At 54.8% G+C, this 15,001-nt stretch carries 16 protein-coding genes; 8 read left to right on the top strand and 8 right to left on the bottom strand.

All coding sequences use genetic code 11. The features are described from left to right. Positions 1–46: 46 nt before the first annotated feature. Positions 47–1,177 carry an MGDG synthase family glycosyltransferase gene (locus IEY11_RS05755; RefSeq protein WP_110436098.1) on the bottom strand — a complete coding sequence of 377 codons (1,131 nt, stop codon included), beginning with the start codon at positions 1,175–1,177 and terminating at the stop codon, positions 47–49. Positions 1,178–1,438: 261 nt separating this feature from the next. On the opposite strand from IEY11_RS05755, the gene murC reads away from it, so the two are divergent. From murC to IEY11_RS05735, 4 genes are all read left to right on the top strand, one after another. Further along, the gene (gene murC, locus IEY11_RS05750) at positions 1,439–2,815 is read left to right on the top strand and encodes a UDP-N-acetylmuramate--L-alanine ligase (RefSeq protein WP_118729128.1); all 1,377 of its coding nucleotides are present in this window, start codon (positions 1,439–1,441) and stop codon (positions 2,813–2,815) included. A 281-nt stretch (positions 2,816–3,096) separates the two neighbouring features. Further along, positions 3,097–3,708, top strand: a complete 612-nt coding sequence (locus IEY11_RS05745; RefSeq protein ID WP_110436100.1) for a cytidylate kinase-like family protein — start codon at positions 3,097–3,099, stop codon at positions 3,706–3,708. A 98-nt stretch (positions 3,709–3,806) separates the two neighbouring features. After that, the gene (locus IEY11_RS05740) at positions 3,807–4,187 is read left to right on the top strand and encodes a hypothetical protein (protein ID WP_118729127.1); all 381 of its coding nucleotides are present in this window, start codon (positions 3,807–3,809) and stop codon (positions 4,185–4,187) included. 64 nt (positions 4,188–4,251) lie between these two features. Continuing rightward, positions 4,252–4,878 (top strand): hypothetical protein, encoded by a 627-nt coding sequence (locus IEY11_RS05735; protein WP_188886049.1) that lies wholly within the window; start codon positions 4,252–4,254, stop codon positions 4,876–4,878. Between the two features lie 46 nt (positions 4,879–4,924). On the opposite strand, the gene IEY11_RS05730 is transcribed toward IEY11_RS05735, so the two are convergent. After that, positions 4,925–5,488, bottom strand: a complete 564-nt coding sequence (locus tag IEY11_RS05730) for a hypothetical protein (protein WP_188886048.1) — start codon at positions 5,486–5,488, stop codon at positions 4,925–4,927. A 168-nt stretch (positions 5,489–5,656) separates the two neighbouring features. Between IEY11_RS05730 and IEY11_RS05725 the strand changes: the two genes are divergently transcribed. Beyond that, a complete protein-coding gene (locus IEY11_RS05725; protein WP_188886047.1) occupies positions 5,657–6,037 on the top strand; it encodes a metallopeptidase family protein in 381 nt (126 codons plus the stop codon). Between the two features lie 301 nt (positions 6,038–6,338). On the opposite strand, the gene IEY11_RS05720 is transcribed toward IEY11_RS05725, so the two are convergent. The 5 genes from IEY11_RS05720 to IEY11_RS05700 form a co-directional block, all read right to left on the bottom strand. Continuing rightward, on the bottom strand, positions 6,339–6,863 hold the full coding sequence (locus IEY11_RS05720) for a transcription repressor NadR (protein ID WP_118360670.1): 525 nt from the start codon (positions 6,861–6,863) through the stop codon (positions 6,339–6,341). Positions 6,864–7,387: 524 nt separating this feature from the next. Next, positions 7,388–7,834 carry a HEPN domain-containing protein gene (locus IEY11_RS05715; RefSeq protein WP_117489955.1) on the bottom strand — a complete coding sequence of 149 codons (447 nt, stop codon included), beginning with the start codon at positions 7,832–7,834 and terminating at the stop codon, positions 7,388–7,390. Further along, complete coding sequence (locus tag IEY11_RS05710; RefSeq protein WP_118360671.1) at positions 7,818–8,129, bottom strand: hypothetical protein; 312 nt, start codon at positions 8,127–8,129, stop codon at positions 7,818–7,820. The genes IEY11_RS05715 and IEY11_RS05710 overlap by 17 nt, the downstream gene beginning before the upstream one ends. Beyond that, positions 8,126–8,866, bottom strand: a complete 741-nt coding sequence (locus IEY11_RS05705; RefSeq protein ID WP_188886046.1) for an acyl-[acyl-carrier-protein] thioesterase — start codon at positions 8,864–8,866, stop codon at positions 8,126–8,128. The genes IEY11_RS05710 and IEY11_RS05705 overlap by 4 nt, the downstream gene beginning before the upstream one ends. A gap of 28 nt (positions 8,867–8,894) precedes the next feature. Next, entirely contained in the window at positions 8,895–10,193 is a 1,299-nt protein-coding gene (locus IEY11_RS05700; protein ID WP_188886045.1) for a glycoside hydrolase family 10 protein, read from the bottom strand. A 251-nt stretch (positions 10,194–10,444) separates the two neighbouring features. Between IEY11_RS05700 and IEY11_RS05695 the strand changes: the two genes are divergently transcribed. Together IEY11_RS05695 and IEY11_RS05690 are read left to right on the top strand one after the other, a co-directional pair. Further along, on the top strand, positions 10,445–11,290 hold the full coding sequence (locus IEY11_RS05695; RefSeq protein WP_118761270.1) for a PfkB family carbohydrate kinase: 846 nt from the start codon (positions 10,445–10,447) through the stop codon (positions 11,288–11,290). 60 nt (positions 11,291–11,350) lie between these two features. Beyond that, positions 11,351–11,989 carry a phosphoribosyltransferase gene (locus IEY11_RS05690; protein ID WP_118360675.1) on the top strand — a complete coding sequence of 213 codons (639 nt, stop codon included), beginning with the start codon at positions 11,351–11,353 and terminating at the stop codon, positions 11,987–11,989. 532 nt (positions 11,990–12,521) lie between these two features. Here the strand turns inward: IEY11_RS05690 and trmB are convergent. Next, positions 12,522–13,181, bottom strand: coding sequence for a tRNA (guanosine(46)-N7)-methyltransferase TrmB (gene trmB / locus IEY11_RS05685; protein ID WP_110436112.1), 660 nt, complete (start codon positions 13,179–13,181; stop codon positions 12,522–12,524). Between the two features lie 287 nt (positions 13,182–13,468). Here trmB and malQ point away from each other — a divergent pair, with 287 nt between their 5' ends. Beyond that, positions 13,469–14,962, top strand: coding sequence for a 4-alpha-glucanotransferase (malQ, locus tag IEY11_RS05680; RefSeq protein WP_188886044.1), 1,494 nt, complete (start codon positions 13,469–13,471; stop codon positions 14,960–14,962). Positions 14,963–15,001: the final 39 nt, after the last annotated feature.

The raw sequence follows: 15,001 nt of genomic DNA, 5'->3' as shown, positions 1-15,001 counted from the left end.
CGGCACGAAAGGGAGTACCCGCAGGCGGGCACTCCCTTTCACTGTATTATCGTTTACGCAGGACAAATTCAGCCAGCCGCTCGGTGGCATCCGGATGGGCAATCTCGCTCATGGTTCTCCGCACGGTCTCCAGCCGCACCGGATTGCAGAACAGCTCGTACACCGCCTCGTCGATCGGGAAGTGCTTGGTAATGAGCGCCGCCATGCCGTTGTTGACCAGAAAATCAACATTGCGCTCCTCGTGACCGGGGATCGGATCGAACAGCAGCATCGGCAGGTTTTTCGCCAGAGCCTCGGACACGGTAAGACCGCCCGGCTTGGATACAATGCAGTCGGACGCGCTCATCATCACCTCTACGTTGTGTACAAAGCCGTAGGGATAGATCCTGCAGCTGCCCTGATAATGCGCGGCAAACTGCTCTACATGGTAGAGCATCTTTTTGTTGTTGCCGCATACCACAAGAAACTGGAACGGCGTGCCGATCTGCGACAGGCTTTCGATGTTCTTCACATGGTCGGCGTGGCCCATGCTGCCGCCCATCAGCAGGATGGTTTTCATTTTCGGGTCAATGCCGAGCTGTGCCGCCGCGTCCTCGCGGGACAGCTTTTCGTTGAATTTCGGGTGCACCGGAATGCCGAACGGCAGGATGCGGTCCTCCGGAATGCCGCGCTGCACACAGCGGTAGGTGAGCAGTTCACTCGCGGTGACGATGTACTGCACGCGCGGCACATCCTCCCAGTACGGGTGGAGCGTGTAGTCGGTAACAATGCCGATGGTCTCAATATCGGCGAGTTTTTTGCGTTTTTTCAGTTCATCGACCATCTGCGCCGCAAAAACGTGCGTACAGATGATAACATCGGGCACATGGTTTGCGATGACCTTGGCAAACTTGGACGCACCGAGTGCGTTGATGATATTGATAATACTCGGCGCAGAGTTAAAATAGCTTGCGCCGTTGTTCTCGGCCAGTTGGTAGACCAGACGGTATAGCGTCTGCATGTGTTTGGAGGAGAACAGATAGCCCTTGTCGATGGTGGTTTTGATCAGGTTGCTGATATAGGCGTAAACATCCAGTGTGTGAACTTCCGCGCCCTTGGATTCCAGCATGTCGCCGATGGCCTTTGCGGTGGCATGGTGGCCGAATCCGGCGGTGACGGATAAAATCAGTACTCTCATACAATGCCTCTCCTTATATTGCGGCGTTTGTGCTGACCGGACCGGACAGCACGCCTAAAGATATTTTATCGTAAACATGTGAAAAAATCAAACTACACTTTAGTTAAATGTATGCGGATAAGCGATATGCAGCGGTATTTCCGGTATCATATATTCCTTTTTTTCAGGTCCGGCAGGAGTTTTTCTCGGTTAGCTATTTTATTCCGGGCGATTTTGTACTATAATAAATCTGATAAACAAAAATACAGGAGGCTTAGGGAAATGGCTCTGTCTATTAAGCCCTACATTGAAAATAAGGAACGCATCCACCTGATCGGCATCGGCGGCGTATCCATGAATTCGCTTGGCGAGCTGCTGCTCAGCCGCGGTGTGCCGATTTCCGGCTCCGACCGTCTGCGTACGGATGTTACCGCACGGCTGGAGGCTCTGGGTGCAAAGATTACCTACGAGCACAAGCCGGAGAACGTCGAGGGTGCGTCGCTCATCGTGCGCACAGCTGCTGTGCATGACGAAAATCCGGAGATTGTCCGCGCCCATGAGCTGGGCATTCCGGTCATGGAGCGTGCCGAGGCATGGGGACACCTCATGCGCGATTATGACAACGTGGTCTGTCTGGCCGGCACGCACGGCAAGACAACTTCCACCTCGATGATGACGCTCATGACCATGGAAGCGCAGATGGACCCGACCGTTATGGTCGGCAGCAACCTGCCTGCCATCGGCGGTACGCTCCGTATCGGCGGCAAGGGCTGTTTTGTGGCTGAAAGCTGCGAATACTGCAACTCGTTCCTGCGCTTTGCACCGACCGTTGCGGTTATCCTCAATGTAGAGGAGGATCATCTCGACTTCTTCAAGGATATCAACGACATCATCCACTCGTTCCATGAGTTTGCCGAGCTGACCCCGATGAACGGTCTTGTTGTCGTCAACGGCGATGACCCGCATGCAATGCGCAGTGTGGCAGGCATCAACCGCAAGGTCCGTACCTTCGGCACGAGCGCAACCTCGGACGTTTACCCGACCGACGTGCGCGATGAGAACGGCTACTACCGCTTTACCGTTATGGTAGAGGGGAAGGAGTACGCTAAGGTGGCACTGTCCGTTCCGGGTCGTCATAACATGCTGAACGCTCTGGCGTGCTGCGCCGCTGCCGAGTTTCTCGGTGTGCCGGGTGACGCTGCCGAGCGCGGTCTGAACAAGTTCACCGGTTCGTCCCGCCGTTTCCAGCTGGTCGGCAAAATGCCGAACGGCGCAACCGTCGTAGACGATTACGCGCATCATCCGAGCGAGATGAAGGCCACGCTGAACACCGCGAAGGAAATGCACTTCGACCGTATCCTGTGCGCGTTCCAGCCGCACACCTATACCCGCACCAAGGCGCTGTTCCCTGAGTTCGTAGATGCGCTCAAGCTGTGCGATCAGGCGGTTCTTGCTCCGATCTACGCCGCCCGCGAGAAGAATACCATCGGCATTTATTCCTCGGATATCGCCAGGGAGGTGCCGGGCGCGGTATCGTTTGACAGCTTTGACGAGATTGCGGATTATCTCCGTAAGGAGGCAGGCCCGAATGATCTGGTGCTCACCATGGGCGCCGGCAATATCAATGAAGTCGGACCGATGCTGATCAAGAATAAGTAAAGAGATAACGAGAAAACCCGCTTTCGAGCGGGTTTTCTTTTGTCAAAATAGATACGGTGTGCCGAGTTGTACCCTGGGGCACCTTCTCTTGCCTTTCGGGCAATTCACCTTGTGCCCCTGCCGGGCAGGCAAGACCCGTTCGCTTTGAAGCGAAAACCAATCAAATTTACAGAATGAAAAAATTTTTGAATCCTACTTGACAAAAACGCATAAATGGTTCATACTACAGATATAGAGAATTGTACAATTTGTATAATTCCGGTTGGTAAGGAGGGTGCGTTATGAATAACAACTTGATTATTACTATTGGTCGTGAATATGGTACCGGTGGTCGTGAGATCGGTCAGAAGCTGGCGCTCCGTCTGGGCGTTCCGTTCTATGACCGGGAACTTATTACCCGTGCGGCTAAAAAGACCGGATTTGACGAAAAACTGTTTGAGCAGCTCGACAAGCGTGCGACCAACAGCTTCCTGTACTCGCTGACGATGTTCGGTTCGGTTGGTCTGAACGGCATGAGCCTGACCGATCAGCTGTATCTGGCTCAGTCCAATATCATCCGCGAGATGGCAGAGGATTCCTCGTGTGTTATCGTCGGCCGCTGTGCAGACCATGTACTGCGTGACTTCCCGAATAAGTTCGATTTCTTCATCCATGGCTCGATTGAGGACCGTGTAAAGCGCGTTCAGACCTGCGGTGATTACGTCATCGAGGGCAAGACGCCCGAGGCTGCTCTCGAAAAGATGGATAAGCAGCGTTCTACCTATTACAATTACTATACCGGCAAGGTATGGGGCAAGTGCGACCATTACGACCTCTGCATTAACGCAGGCCGTCTGGGCGTTGAATATTCCACCGATATTATTCTGGAGTACATCAATCGCCTGAAGAAGTAACTGCTGTATAGGGAAAAGAGAAAAGAGAGAGTGCGGAAAGGTCGTCCCTTGCGGACGGCCTTTCGCATTTTTACAGATAAAAGGATAGGAGAAAAACGATGAAAATACGAAGAATTATTGCTGTATTCGCAGCGGTTTTTGTACCGTTTCTGCTATTTCGTGTGGGATCGGGATTGACCGAGCAGCAGAATGTCACACTGCGCGATTATACGGTTTCCGAGGATGGGAAAACGCTGACACTCCATGCAGCTGTCTTTCCGCCGATTGAGGATATCCGGGATTATAAGGACGAGCCGAAGAACGGCGAACATTATCTCACATTTTACAACGCATTCGGCAGTGCAAACACGATGAGTGCGGGATACACCGTTGTCCTGCCGATTGAGGATATGGATAAGGCGGTTTATTTTAATGATGCCGACGGATTCCATCTGGTTCTGCAGAAGAATGCGCTGACCGGTGAGTGGGTACGACCGTAAATTTCCGCAGAACAGGGAACCAAACCGCCCCGATTTCGTCTAACCGAACAAAGGAGGAATCGCTATGAAAAGATTGCTTGCAGGAACACTCACAGCGGCGCTGGTGCTTGGATTGACAGGATGCGCTGAGCCGGCAGATGAGCCGTTAACTGAAAAACCCGTCATCTACCTATATCCCGAACAGAAGACAGCGGTTTCCGTGTCGCTGGACTACGCGGGCACGCTGACCGCGACCTATCCGGCGTATGAGGACGGCTGGCGCGTCACCGCCGAGCCGGACGGCACGCTGTACGATGAGAACGGAAACGAATACTCCTACCTGTTCTGGGAGGGCGAGAACAACACCGACTACGACTTCTCCAAGGGCTTCTGCGTCGCCGGAGCGGACACGGCGGATTTTCTCCGCGAAAAACTGGCCGAGATCGGCTTGACACCGCGCGAGTACAACGAATTTATCGTGTACTGGCTGCCCAAGATGCAGGATAACCCGTACAACCTTATTTCGTTCCAGTCCGAGCGCTACACGGACACCGCCAAGCTGGACATTGACCCGACACCGGACAGCGTTCTCCGCGTATTCATGGCGTGGAAGCCGCTGGGCAGGCCGCAGACCATCGAGCCGCAGACATTCACGCCGTTTGCGAGAGACGGCTTCACCGTCGTTGAATGGGGCGGCTGCGAGGTGAAGTAAGCACAAAAAAACCGCCGAAATTTCGGCGGTTTTTCTTTTAGGGGATTTAATCCTGCGAGGTACGCAGCTGCGGCATTGCAACGCACAGCGGCTTCCAAACCAGGATGGAAATAGAGTAGTCCAGCATGGAGTGAATGACCGTGCCGAGACCAACCAGCAGAACAACGCTTGCAACAAAACCGTTTGCGAGCTGCTCAGCAGTGAACAGCGCACCGGACATAAAGAACGGCGTAACGATGATCATCTCGGCGGCAGCGTGCAGCAGTGCAATAATGAAGTTGAATACGGTGCTTGCAACCGGGCGGTTGATGATATCCGGATTGCGCTTGAGATAGGCTGCACCGATGAACGCGAACACGATATGGGACGCCGCACGCAGTGCAATGATTGCCGGCGTGGTAAGGAAGAAGCCAATGGTTGTGCCGATGCAGACCGCTACGGCAACCGCCGGAGAGATGAACATGCCGAGAAATACGGCAACGTGGCTTGCCAGCGTGAAGGACATCGGGCCAAGTACGATACGCGGCATAAACATCGGGACAATAATGCCAATGGCACAAAGAATACCGGCCAGCACCATGTGGTACAGCTTGTTTTTCGTCATAGTCATAAGTGATACAATTCCTTTCCGATCCCTTTATTTGTGAACAGATAGAAGTATACAACATAGAACAACACCTGTCAAGACACCTTGTTCATAAAAAGTTTGGTTGCCTGAAAAAACAGGTTGTGATATAGTAATGGCAGACAAGCAGCAAGGTCAGAAAGGAAGACAGGCATGATCTCGATCGACCGATTTGAAGAAATATTATCCGATCTCGCGGAGGAGATTCCGCAGTCGTTTTACGAGGAGCTGAACGGTGGTATCGTCGTGGAACCCGGGTATCTTCTGCACCCGGAGGACCGCAACGGCACGCTGTATGTGATGGGGCAGTACCGCATTGATCCGGCGATGGGCAAGTATATTGTAATGTACTACGGCTCGTTCAAGCGGGCGTACCGCCACTTGGATGAGGACGAGTTGACCGAAGAAATGCGAAAAGTCCTGCGGCATGAATTCCGTCATCACGTCGAGGGACGCGCCGGTGTGCGTGATCTGGAGGTATGGGACGCAGAGCAGATCGCTATGTATAAGAAGCAGCAGGCAGATAACGAGTAAAAGAAAACCACCCGAACGAAATTTATCGTTCGGGTGGTTGAGGCTGTCGCGAAACTACAGTTTCGCCGACAAGCAGGAACGGACCGTAGGCCGTTCCAAAGTCGTACGAAAGTTCCTCCCGATGGTCGAAACTTTTTTCCTCCAGAAGTGTAAAAAGCCAGATACATGCTCCGACTTTTTACGAATTTGCACAGCAAATTCTATTTCATGCGCGCTGCCGCGCGGCAGCGTCAGCATCGCGAAAACGGACTTTATTGATAGACTGAACCACCCGAACGATAGATTTCGTTCGGGTGGTTTTTTAGTTATCCTCGAGCAGCAGAAAGCCTTTGTCCTTGAGCCCCTGAATTACGCGCTCGAGCGTTTTCTCATCTGTGGCGCGGATGGTGTGCAGGTGGATGCCGCCGGTCAGGTTGGACAGCGGCCGGGAGCCGGACTGCTGAATCTTCTCGTTAAACGCGTCGGCATCATACCGCGAGAAAATGTGCAGCGGTGCACAGATTTGGCCGTATACAGCGTGCTCGACCGTCACATCAATCACGGCTCCGCCGAGATCGACGACCGTGTATAACTCCTCAAGCATGCGGCTGTTGTCGTGGTGGCTGACAATGTGCCGCTCCGCACAGGTCGGCGCCGAGGTGTTCTCCAGAATATATCCGCGCGGCGTAGCGAGCACGGCCAATCCGCCTGCACGCAGCAGCGCAACATCGCCTACAATAATCTGGCGGCTGACACCGCATTGCGCAGCCAGCGCGGTCGCCGATAACGGCCCGTTCGCCTGTGCAAGCAGGTGGGTGATTTTAGTGCGTCGTTCCGCAGCGTTCATGGTTAGTCACTCCTTACATCCTTATATGATAGCAAAAGTTGACGGAGTATGCAAGTGTCAAGATGGGAGAGATTATGCAAGGTAGGAGTTAGGAGTGAGGAGGTAGGAGTTTTGTAATGATTGGGCGTTGCAGGGGCGGCCACTGGCCGCCCCTGCGGTTAGGCAATGTGCAGATGGTTGACAAACGGTGCGCCGAGGTCGCACCCCAGGGCACCTTCTCTTGCCCTTCGGGCAATTCACCTTGTGCCGCGCCTGCGGAGAGTAGCCGATATGTGTAGCAGCAAGGAATCTGGCATTGCGTAGAGGTAAAGAAATGGGCGGACACATTGGTCCGCCCCTACGGTAGAAAAAATCCTTTGCCGTTCCTTTATAGTCTCAGTTCTGAAAATTTCGCCGTGCTTTCTAAGGGAAAGGGGTGATTCACAAGAGGGTGGAAACCGCAGGTGTCTACCCTCTTGTGCCCCTGCCGGGTAGGCAAGATTCCGTTCGCTTCGCAAGCGAAAATTTCACGTTTTAAGACAGATTTATCGTCTTTGCACAATCTCATGCGGTCTCCCGCCCTCATACAGCTGCTGCCGAATCGCGGCAAACATCCGCTCTGCCATATCCAGATACCGGCGGACCTCCAGCTCATCAATCTCAAACGGCAGGTCGGTTGGATACCGCGTCTCAATATATAAATCGTTGAGCGCTGCACTCTCGTCCAGATATTCGGAGAACGCCTTCGAGTCCAGCTGAATCGCCTGACGGCACAGGTACGTCAGATTGTGTCCGTCAAAATGCCGTCCGGTGCGGAACAGCAGATAGCCTTTCAGCGCCTTTTCAATCGCCTGCTGGCAGTGGAACGCGATGTTGTAATGATCGCCGCCATAGGTCAGCAGCAGACGTGCGGCCTGCAGATCGCACAGCGCCTTGTCCAGCCATTTGTAGTAAAAACAGCTGTCGGATGCACCTTTACGTCGCCTGGTCATAAATCACCTTGCCTTTCCGGGCAATCCATGCGGCATACGAGGTACTGTCCGTGCAAAGCTCCGCCCATTCCTCGGTGGTGTAAACGCTCAGACTGACGGGCACGGAAACCGTGATCGCCAGGTGCAGGTGTGTGCGCAGTGTGCGGCAGTTGGCGCTTTCCGGCACGATAATGCAAAGGCTGAATGCCTTGAGCTTGTCGGTTGCCATCGTACGCTTTTCCGCATACAGGATGATTTTGACCGGCTGGCACGCGCCCAAAATATCGCATACAGCCTGCTCGATCGCTTGTGTCATACCAATCCCTCCTTCGGGTCGGGCAGCGGCGAAAGCGTGGCAAGCGCCTCGAAGCGGGTTTTGCCATCGGCTTCACCGCGAATGTAACGTGCGCTGTCCGCCGTGCCGGTCAGCAGCGAAAGCGATTCGCCGCAGGCGGTTTCGGCGGTGTAGTTGACCTGCAGCTCGGAGACAAAACCCGGCTGCTTGTACAGGTCGAGCGCGTCCGAGATCAGCTCGACCGCACGCACGTTGTTGACATGATTGTTGACATCCAGATCCGAATAACGGACCTCGTGAACATGATGCAGGCGCACATTGTCGCACGACAGCTTGGGCAGCGGCGCAAACAGCTCTCCGCGGGAGGTGTGCAGATACTGCTCGGCTTCGGGAAATGCGCCCGGACGCACAATACGGCGGGTCTCCGGGTCGAGCGTTACCCACATGGACTGTGCGTCGCCGACCGGCTTGTTATCCACAAAGAACGAGAAACTGCGGTACCAGCTTGCACCTTTGATGCCCGGACACCACGTTTCGCACCGCAGCCGCTCATACGGCAGCAGCGGACGTGTCAGCCGCGCTTTCATACGCGAGAGCACCCACACGATCCGCAGATCGAGCGGACCGATGTGCAGCGCTTCTGCGTGGACGGTCGCTGCGTCCTGCATGATATTCCACAGGAAGGACGGCTTGGCAATGCCGCGGTTGTCAATGTGGCTGTAATTCACCTCATATTCACGGGTGAGTAGATCGACCATGGGAATGCACCTCCGAAAAAATGTGCGGTCAGCGGAACAGGGAAACGATAAAGCGGGAAAGCATATCCAGCAGGGTAGCCTGCCGCTGTGCTTCCTCCTGGGTGATGGTGCCGGAATTGTCGGCATCCGGCTTGGTGACCGGCTTATCCGCCGCGTAGTGCGCGGTCAGGAAGGCCGGACAGCCGTCGATGGACTCGAGAGAGGCATAGCTGAAAAATACCTCGCCCTGAATATCAATGCTGTCATCGAGCAGAGTAAGCTGACGCTCGATTTCATCCGTGCCGTACCAGGTATCACCGGGCTGCGCTTCCGCCGAACGGTATGCGCCGATGCCGATGTACAGCGCTACATCGCTGGTGGAAACCGCCTTCTGCCACCACTTGACGAGCGTCTGGAAGTCAGCAGGCTCAAAGCCGATCGACCAGTACAGCTGCGGACAGATATAGTCTACGGTACCGGCGTTGATCCACTGCAGGGAATCGCAGTACAGCTCGCTGAACGAGGACTGCCCCTGCGTGTTGCTGCCCTTGGAGTTTGCGCTCTTGTTTTCCCAGATACCGGCGGGACTGACACCGAACGAGAGGTTCTTATCCAGCGTATGCAGTGTCTCATCCAGAGCAGCGATGAGTGTGTTGACGTTGTCGCGTCTCCAGTCACCGATCTTGCTGAAATCCTGACCGTAGCGCTCGTAAGTCGCCTCATCGGCAAAATCCGTACCCGGATAGAAATAATCATCCAGATGGATGCCGTCCACGTCGTAATTCTTGACGATCTCAGCCGCACCGTCCACGACAAGCTGCTGCACCGCCGGAATACCGGGATCGAAGTAGTAGTTGTCGTTGTATTTGACAACCCACTCCGGATGCTGCTTGGCCGGACTGGAATCCGGGATTGCATTCCATTCGTCCTCGCCGTCAATCGTAATGCGGTATGGGTTAATCCATGCGTGCAGCTGCAGACCGCGCTCGTGCGCTGCGGTTACCCAGTAGCCGAGGATGTCAAAGCTGCCGTCCGGTGCCTGACCGGTCGTGCCGCTGACATAGCGGCTCCACGGGAACAGCTCGGACGGATACAGCGCATCTGCGGAAGGCCGCACCTGCAGGAAGACCGTGTTCAGGCCCATTGCGGCAATATTGTCCAGCTCGGTATCGGCCTCGGCCTTGAGCTGGTCGGCGGTCATGCCCTGCTCGGAGGGAAAATCAATATTATGTACGGACGCGACCCAGACACCGCGCATATCGTCCTTTGCGGGCTGAGCGGCGTAAGCGCCCGGTACCATCAGCATGGTCAGCGCCAGCACGATGGATAGAATGCGTTTTTTCAGCATGAAGAATCTCCTTTTATCCGGAAGCTGCTTTCATAACCATTGCATACCCTGCTTGTGAAAGCAGCTTCGCCAATTTGTTACCCTATATTATACCACAACCGATCGGGAAATTTAAGTACATAATGTGAATTCTGGCAGACAGGTGCGTTGACAGAAAAGGCTTTTCATTGTATGCTGAAATACAGACAGGGCAATACCGCCGCAGCTTTAATTGTACGGTGTTGCCATAGAGTGAGAAGGAGAGCAAATCCATGCAGAAAAAGGTTTTAGCGCTGCACGATCTGTCGGGTTTCGGACGTTCGTCGCTTGTGCCGATCATTGCAGCGATTTCGGCGGCAGGACACCAGTGCGTGCCGCTGCCGACCGCATATTTTTCCACGCACATGGCCATTCCCGGCTGGGAAACAGTCGATCTGACCGGCGTTATGCCGCGTGTTATTGACCAGTACGACCGGTTAGGGTTACGGTTTGAGTCGGTGTACGCGGGCTTTCTCGGCTCAGCGGATCAGATCGACTGTGTGCGGGATGCTGTGCTGCGGCTGAAATCCGAAAACGGCACGGCGTTCATCGACCCGGTGATGGGCGATAACGGCGAGGTCTACGCTACCTATACACCTGAAATGTGCACGCGTATGCGCGAACTGTGCGAAATTGCGGATATCATCACGCCGAATACGACCGAAGCGGCGATCCTGCTCGACCGCGACCCGGCCTCCGCACCGCAGAACGAAACGGAAGCGCAGGAGTGGCTGCATGCACTTCACAGCCGCTACGGCGCACAGGTTGTGCTGACCGGCCTGGATTACGAGCCTGGGAAGGTCGGCTCCGGCTGTCTGTCTGCGGATGGCGGCACCATCAGTCTGCACGAGAGGATCGCGCAGTATTACCCCGGCACCGGAGACCTGTTTGCGGCGGTCGTGCTCGGCGCACTGCTGAACGGCAGGGCGCTTGCCGATGCCTGTGCGCTCGCCGGCGAGTTCGTCAAGGACTGCATCGCCTACACTGCCGCGCAGCATACCGACCCTATGCATGGTGTGCAATTTGAAAAGCTGCTGCCGCGCCTTTTTTCTTGCCACGAGAACCGGACTGAGGTATAATATAGATAGATTCTCAGATATTCCCCGATAGGGGTGCGCTGTAAGAAAGGTGGTTTTTGTATGAAGCAGTCGATCCGCATTACCTCCCGTGTGAACAAGCGACTTTACGCGGACGCGATACCGGGGCATTTTGCCACGAATCATTCGCACATCAACTACTATATTGATATGTCCGAGATCAAGCACAGCATGGCAATGTCCAGAGAAGCCGCGCGCAGCATTGCATATCAGTTATCGTCCACCAGCATTGATACACTGCTGTGCATGGAAGGCACGGAGTACATCGGCGCGTATCTCGCCGGTGAGCTGTCGAGCGTGGGCATGGGCAATGTCAACAGCGGCAAGGATATTTATCTTGTCGAGCCGGACAGCAACGTTAACGGTCAGTTTGTGTTCTCGGATAACCTGCGCCATATGATCGAGCACCGTAATGTGCTTGTGCTGGTCAATTCCGCATCCACCGGTCAGACCTTCTCGCAGGCGAAGGAGTGCGTTGAGTATTACGGCGGCCGCGTTTCCGGCTTTGCGGCGTTGTTCTCCAATATCAGCGAGCTGAGCGGAAAAAAGGTTGTCAGCCTGTTCTCCGGCGCGGATTTCCCGCATTACCAGAACTTTGTGCGCGGCAAAGCCTGCCCGGACTGTGCCGCAGGCACTCCGCTGGATGCAATCGTCACCCCGAGAGGGTACAATAAGCTGTAACGGGCAAGAGGAAAGCGTGTGCTTTCCTCTTTTTTCGTGTGCAGAGATTCCACAAGGTAGGAGGTAGGAGTTGACGAATAGGTGAAATTCGTAGGTGCCGTCCGTAACAACGCGCAAACGAGTTGCGCGACACTGTCATCCCCCAGGGGCTCCTCTCTTGCCCTTCGGGCAATTCACCTTGTGTCGCGCTTGCAGAGATGAAATGGTATGTGTAGCAGTATGGAATCTGACACTGCGAATAGGTAGAGAAATGGGCGCACTCTGTGCGCCCCTACGGAAGAAAAAATCCTCTGCCGTTCCCCATTTTCGAAGCGGTCGCCGGTCTCTGGTCTGCGCCAGACTATCTTAGGAAAGGGGTGATTCACAAGAGGGTGGAAACCTTGGTGTCTACCCTCTTGTGCTCCTGCCGGGCAGGCAAGATTTCGTTCGCTTCGCAAGCGCTCAACCACCGTCTGGCAGAGACTAACAAACAATACTGATAACCGGAACTTTGAAAAAGCAAAAGAGGAAGGTAAAGACCTTCCTCTTTCGTTTACTTTTTCAGAAATTCCGGCAGACGGCGGCGTGCCTCCAGACGATAAATCCGGTAGCCCTCCGCGGAGAACTTCTCCTCATACTCGGTCATGACATTGCCCTCAAAGTCCGAGTTATGCAGATCGAGCGAGATATTCTGAATCAGCCAGCCAAACTGGCAGATCTCCTGCAGACTCCACTCGAAAAAGCGCTGGTTGTCGGTCTTGAAGCACAGGTCACCCTGCTGACGCAGGATTTCGTCATATACTTCCAGATACGCACGCCAGGTCAGGCGGCGCTTGCGCTGACGATTAGGCGGCCACGGATCGGAAAAATTCAGGTAAATGCGGTCCACCTCACCGGGCGCGAACACCTCGCGCAGCTCAGCCGCGTCGAAGGATACAAACCGCAGATTGGGCAGCGGCTGCTGCTGGCAGCGCTCGGCTGCCATAATGAGCGCGCCTTCCTCGCGCTCGACCGCGATAAAGTTCACATCCGGGTGCTGCTCAGCCATGCCGATGGCAAAACGGCCCTTGCCGCAGCCGATCTCCAGATGGATCGGATTGTCGTTGCCGAACAGGGCGCGCCACTTGCCGCGTTTTTCCTTCGGCTCAAACGCCATAACGTCCGCGCAGGCGGCAAATCGAACGTCCAAGTTTTTCTTTTTGCGCATTCTCATGCGTGATAAACCCCTTACATCAGTGTTATAGTACGGAAAACTGTCCTCAAACGGGACGAAAAAAGAGTAAGCTGCCGCAGAATACTCCGGTCTGCGGCACATCTTCTGCAATAATAGACATAATATTATACCACAGAGATATAGTATGACACAACCGTTATCTCAGCTAAATTTACAGAAAGACCACAACTTTCACAAAAAATATGCAAATTTGCAGATAGTTCTTGGTTAAATGCTACATCTGTGCTATAATAACAACAGATCCACTGACAGAGGGAGAGAAGGATATGTTTAAGCGTTCCAGTGGCGTGCTTGCGCACGTCACTTCACTGCCTTCGCCGCACGGCGTGGGCACCATGGGCAAGACCGCCCGTGATTTTGTAGATTTTCTGGCGGCGGCGCACCAGACCTACTGGCAGGTGCTTCCGCTCGGTCATACCGGCTTCGGCGATTCGCCGTACCAGTGCTTTTCGGCAGCGGCAGGCAATCCGTATCTGATCGACATGGATCTGCTCGTTGAGGACGGTCTGCTCACCGCGGATGAGGTTCGTCAGGGCGACTTCAACGCTTCGGCGGATGCCGCGGATTTCGAGCAGCTGGCCGATACCCGCTGGCCGCTGTTCCGCAAGGCGTACAGCCGCGTGACACCGGAAATGCGCGAGAAAATCGCCGCCTTCACCGAGAAGAACAGCGAATGGCTGCCGGATTACGCGCTGTTTATGGCGCTCAAGGAGGAGAAATACCATCACATGCCGGTCTACATGTGGCCGGACAAGGATGTGCGCGACCGCAAGCCTGCAGCACTTGAAAAAGTGACGGAAGAACTGCGTGACGAGGTGGATTTCCGGATTTTCCTGCAGTATATCTTCTTCAAGCAGTGGACGGCGCTGCGCGAGTATGCCAACGAAAAGGGCATTCAGATCATCGGTGACATCCCGATTTACGTTTCCGCCGACTCGTCCGATGTATGGACACACCCCAAGCTGTTCAAGCTAAAGCCTGACCGCAGCCCCAAGCTGGTAGCAGGCGTACCGCCTGATTACTATTCTGCAACCGGTCAGCTGTGGGGCAACCCCGTGTACAACTGGACGGCGCACAAGGCGGAAAACTACGCGTGGTGGATCTGGCGCATGAAGAGCAACATGGCGCTGTTCGACGTGGTGCGTCTCGACCATTTCCGCGGTTTTGCCGCTTACTGGGAGGTCGGCGCGGACGAGGAGACCGCCATCAACGGCAAGTGGCGCAAGGGTCCCGGCATGGAGCTGTTTAACGCCATCGAGAAGGCGCTCGGTCCGGTGCCGCTCATCGCGGAGGATCTCGGCGTGCAGACCGATGAGGTCAAGAAGCTGCTCGAAGAAAGCGGTTTCCCGGGCATGCGCGTGCTGATTTTCGGCTTTACGCCGGATTACGACAACGAGCATCTGCCGCACAACTATAAGCCGAACAGCATCGTCTACACCTCGACCCATGACTCGCAGACCGTGTGCGAGCAGATCATGGACATCTGCTCCGAGTCGGAAAAGCAGTTTGCATACCGGTATCTGCGTACCTCGCACGCCGAGGCCATGGGCTGGAGTGCCATCAAGTGCGTATGGGCGTCCTCGGCGAACATCGCTATGACGACCCTGCAGGATCTGCTCTCGCTCGGTGCGGATTCCCGCATGAATACGCCTGCCACCATCGGCGGCAAAAACTGGCGCTGGCGCGTGCGCGCGGAAGCGCTCAACCCGACGGTTTCGTCCATGCTCGGTGAAATTACCAAGACGTATATGCGCGGGTAAGAAAATGTGCTATAATGATACCGCATCACGGGATTCTGT

The organism is Butyricicoccus faecihominis (assembly GCF_014648015.1).
Taxonomy (GTDB): Bacteria; Bacillota; Clostridia; order Oscillospirales; family Butyricicoccaceae; genus Agathobaculum; species Agathobaculum butyriciproducens.
This window is presented reverse-complemented; position numbering and strand designations above follow the sequence as displayed.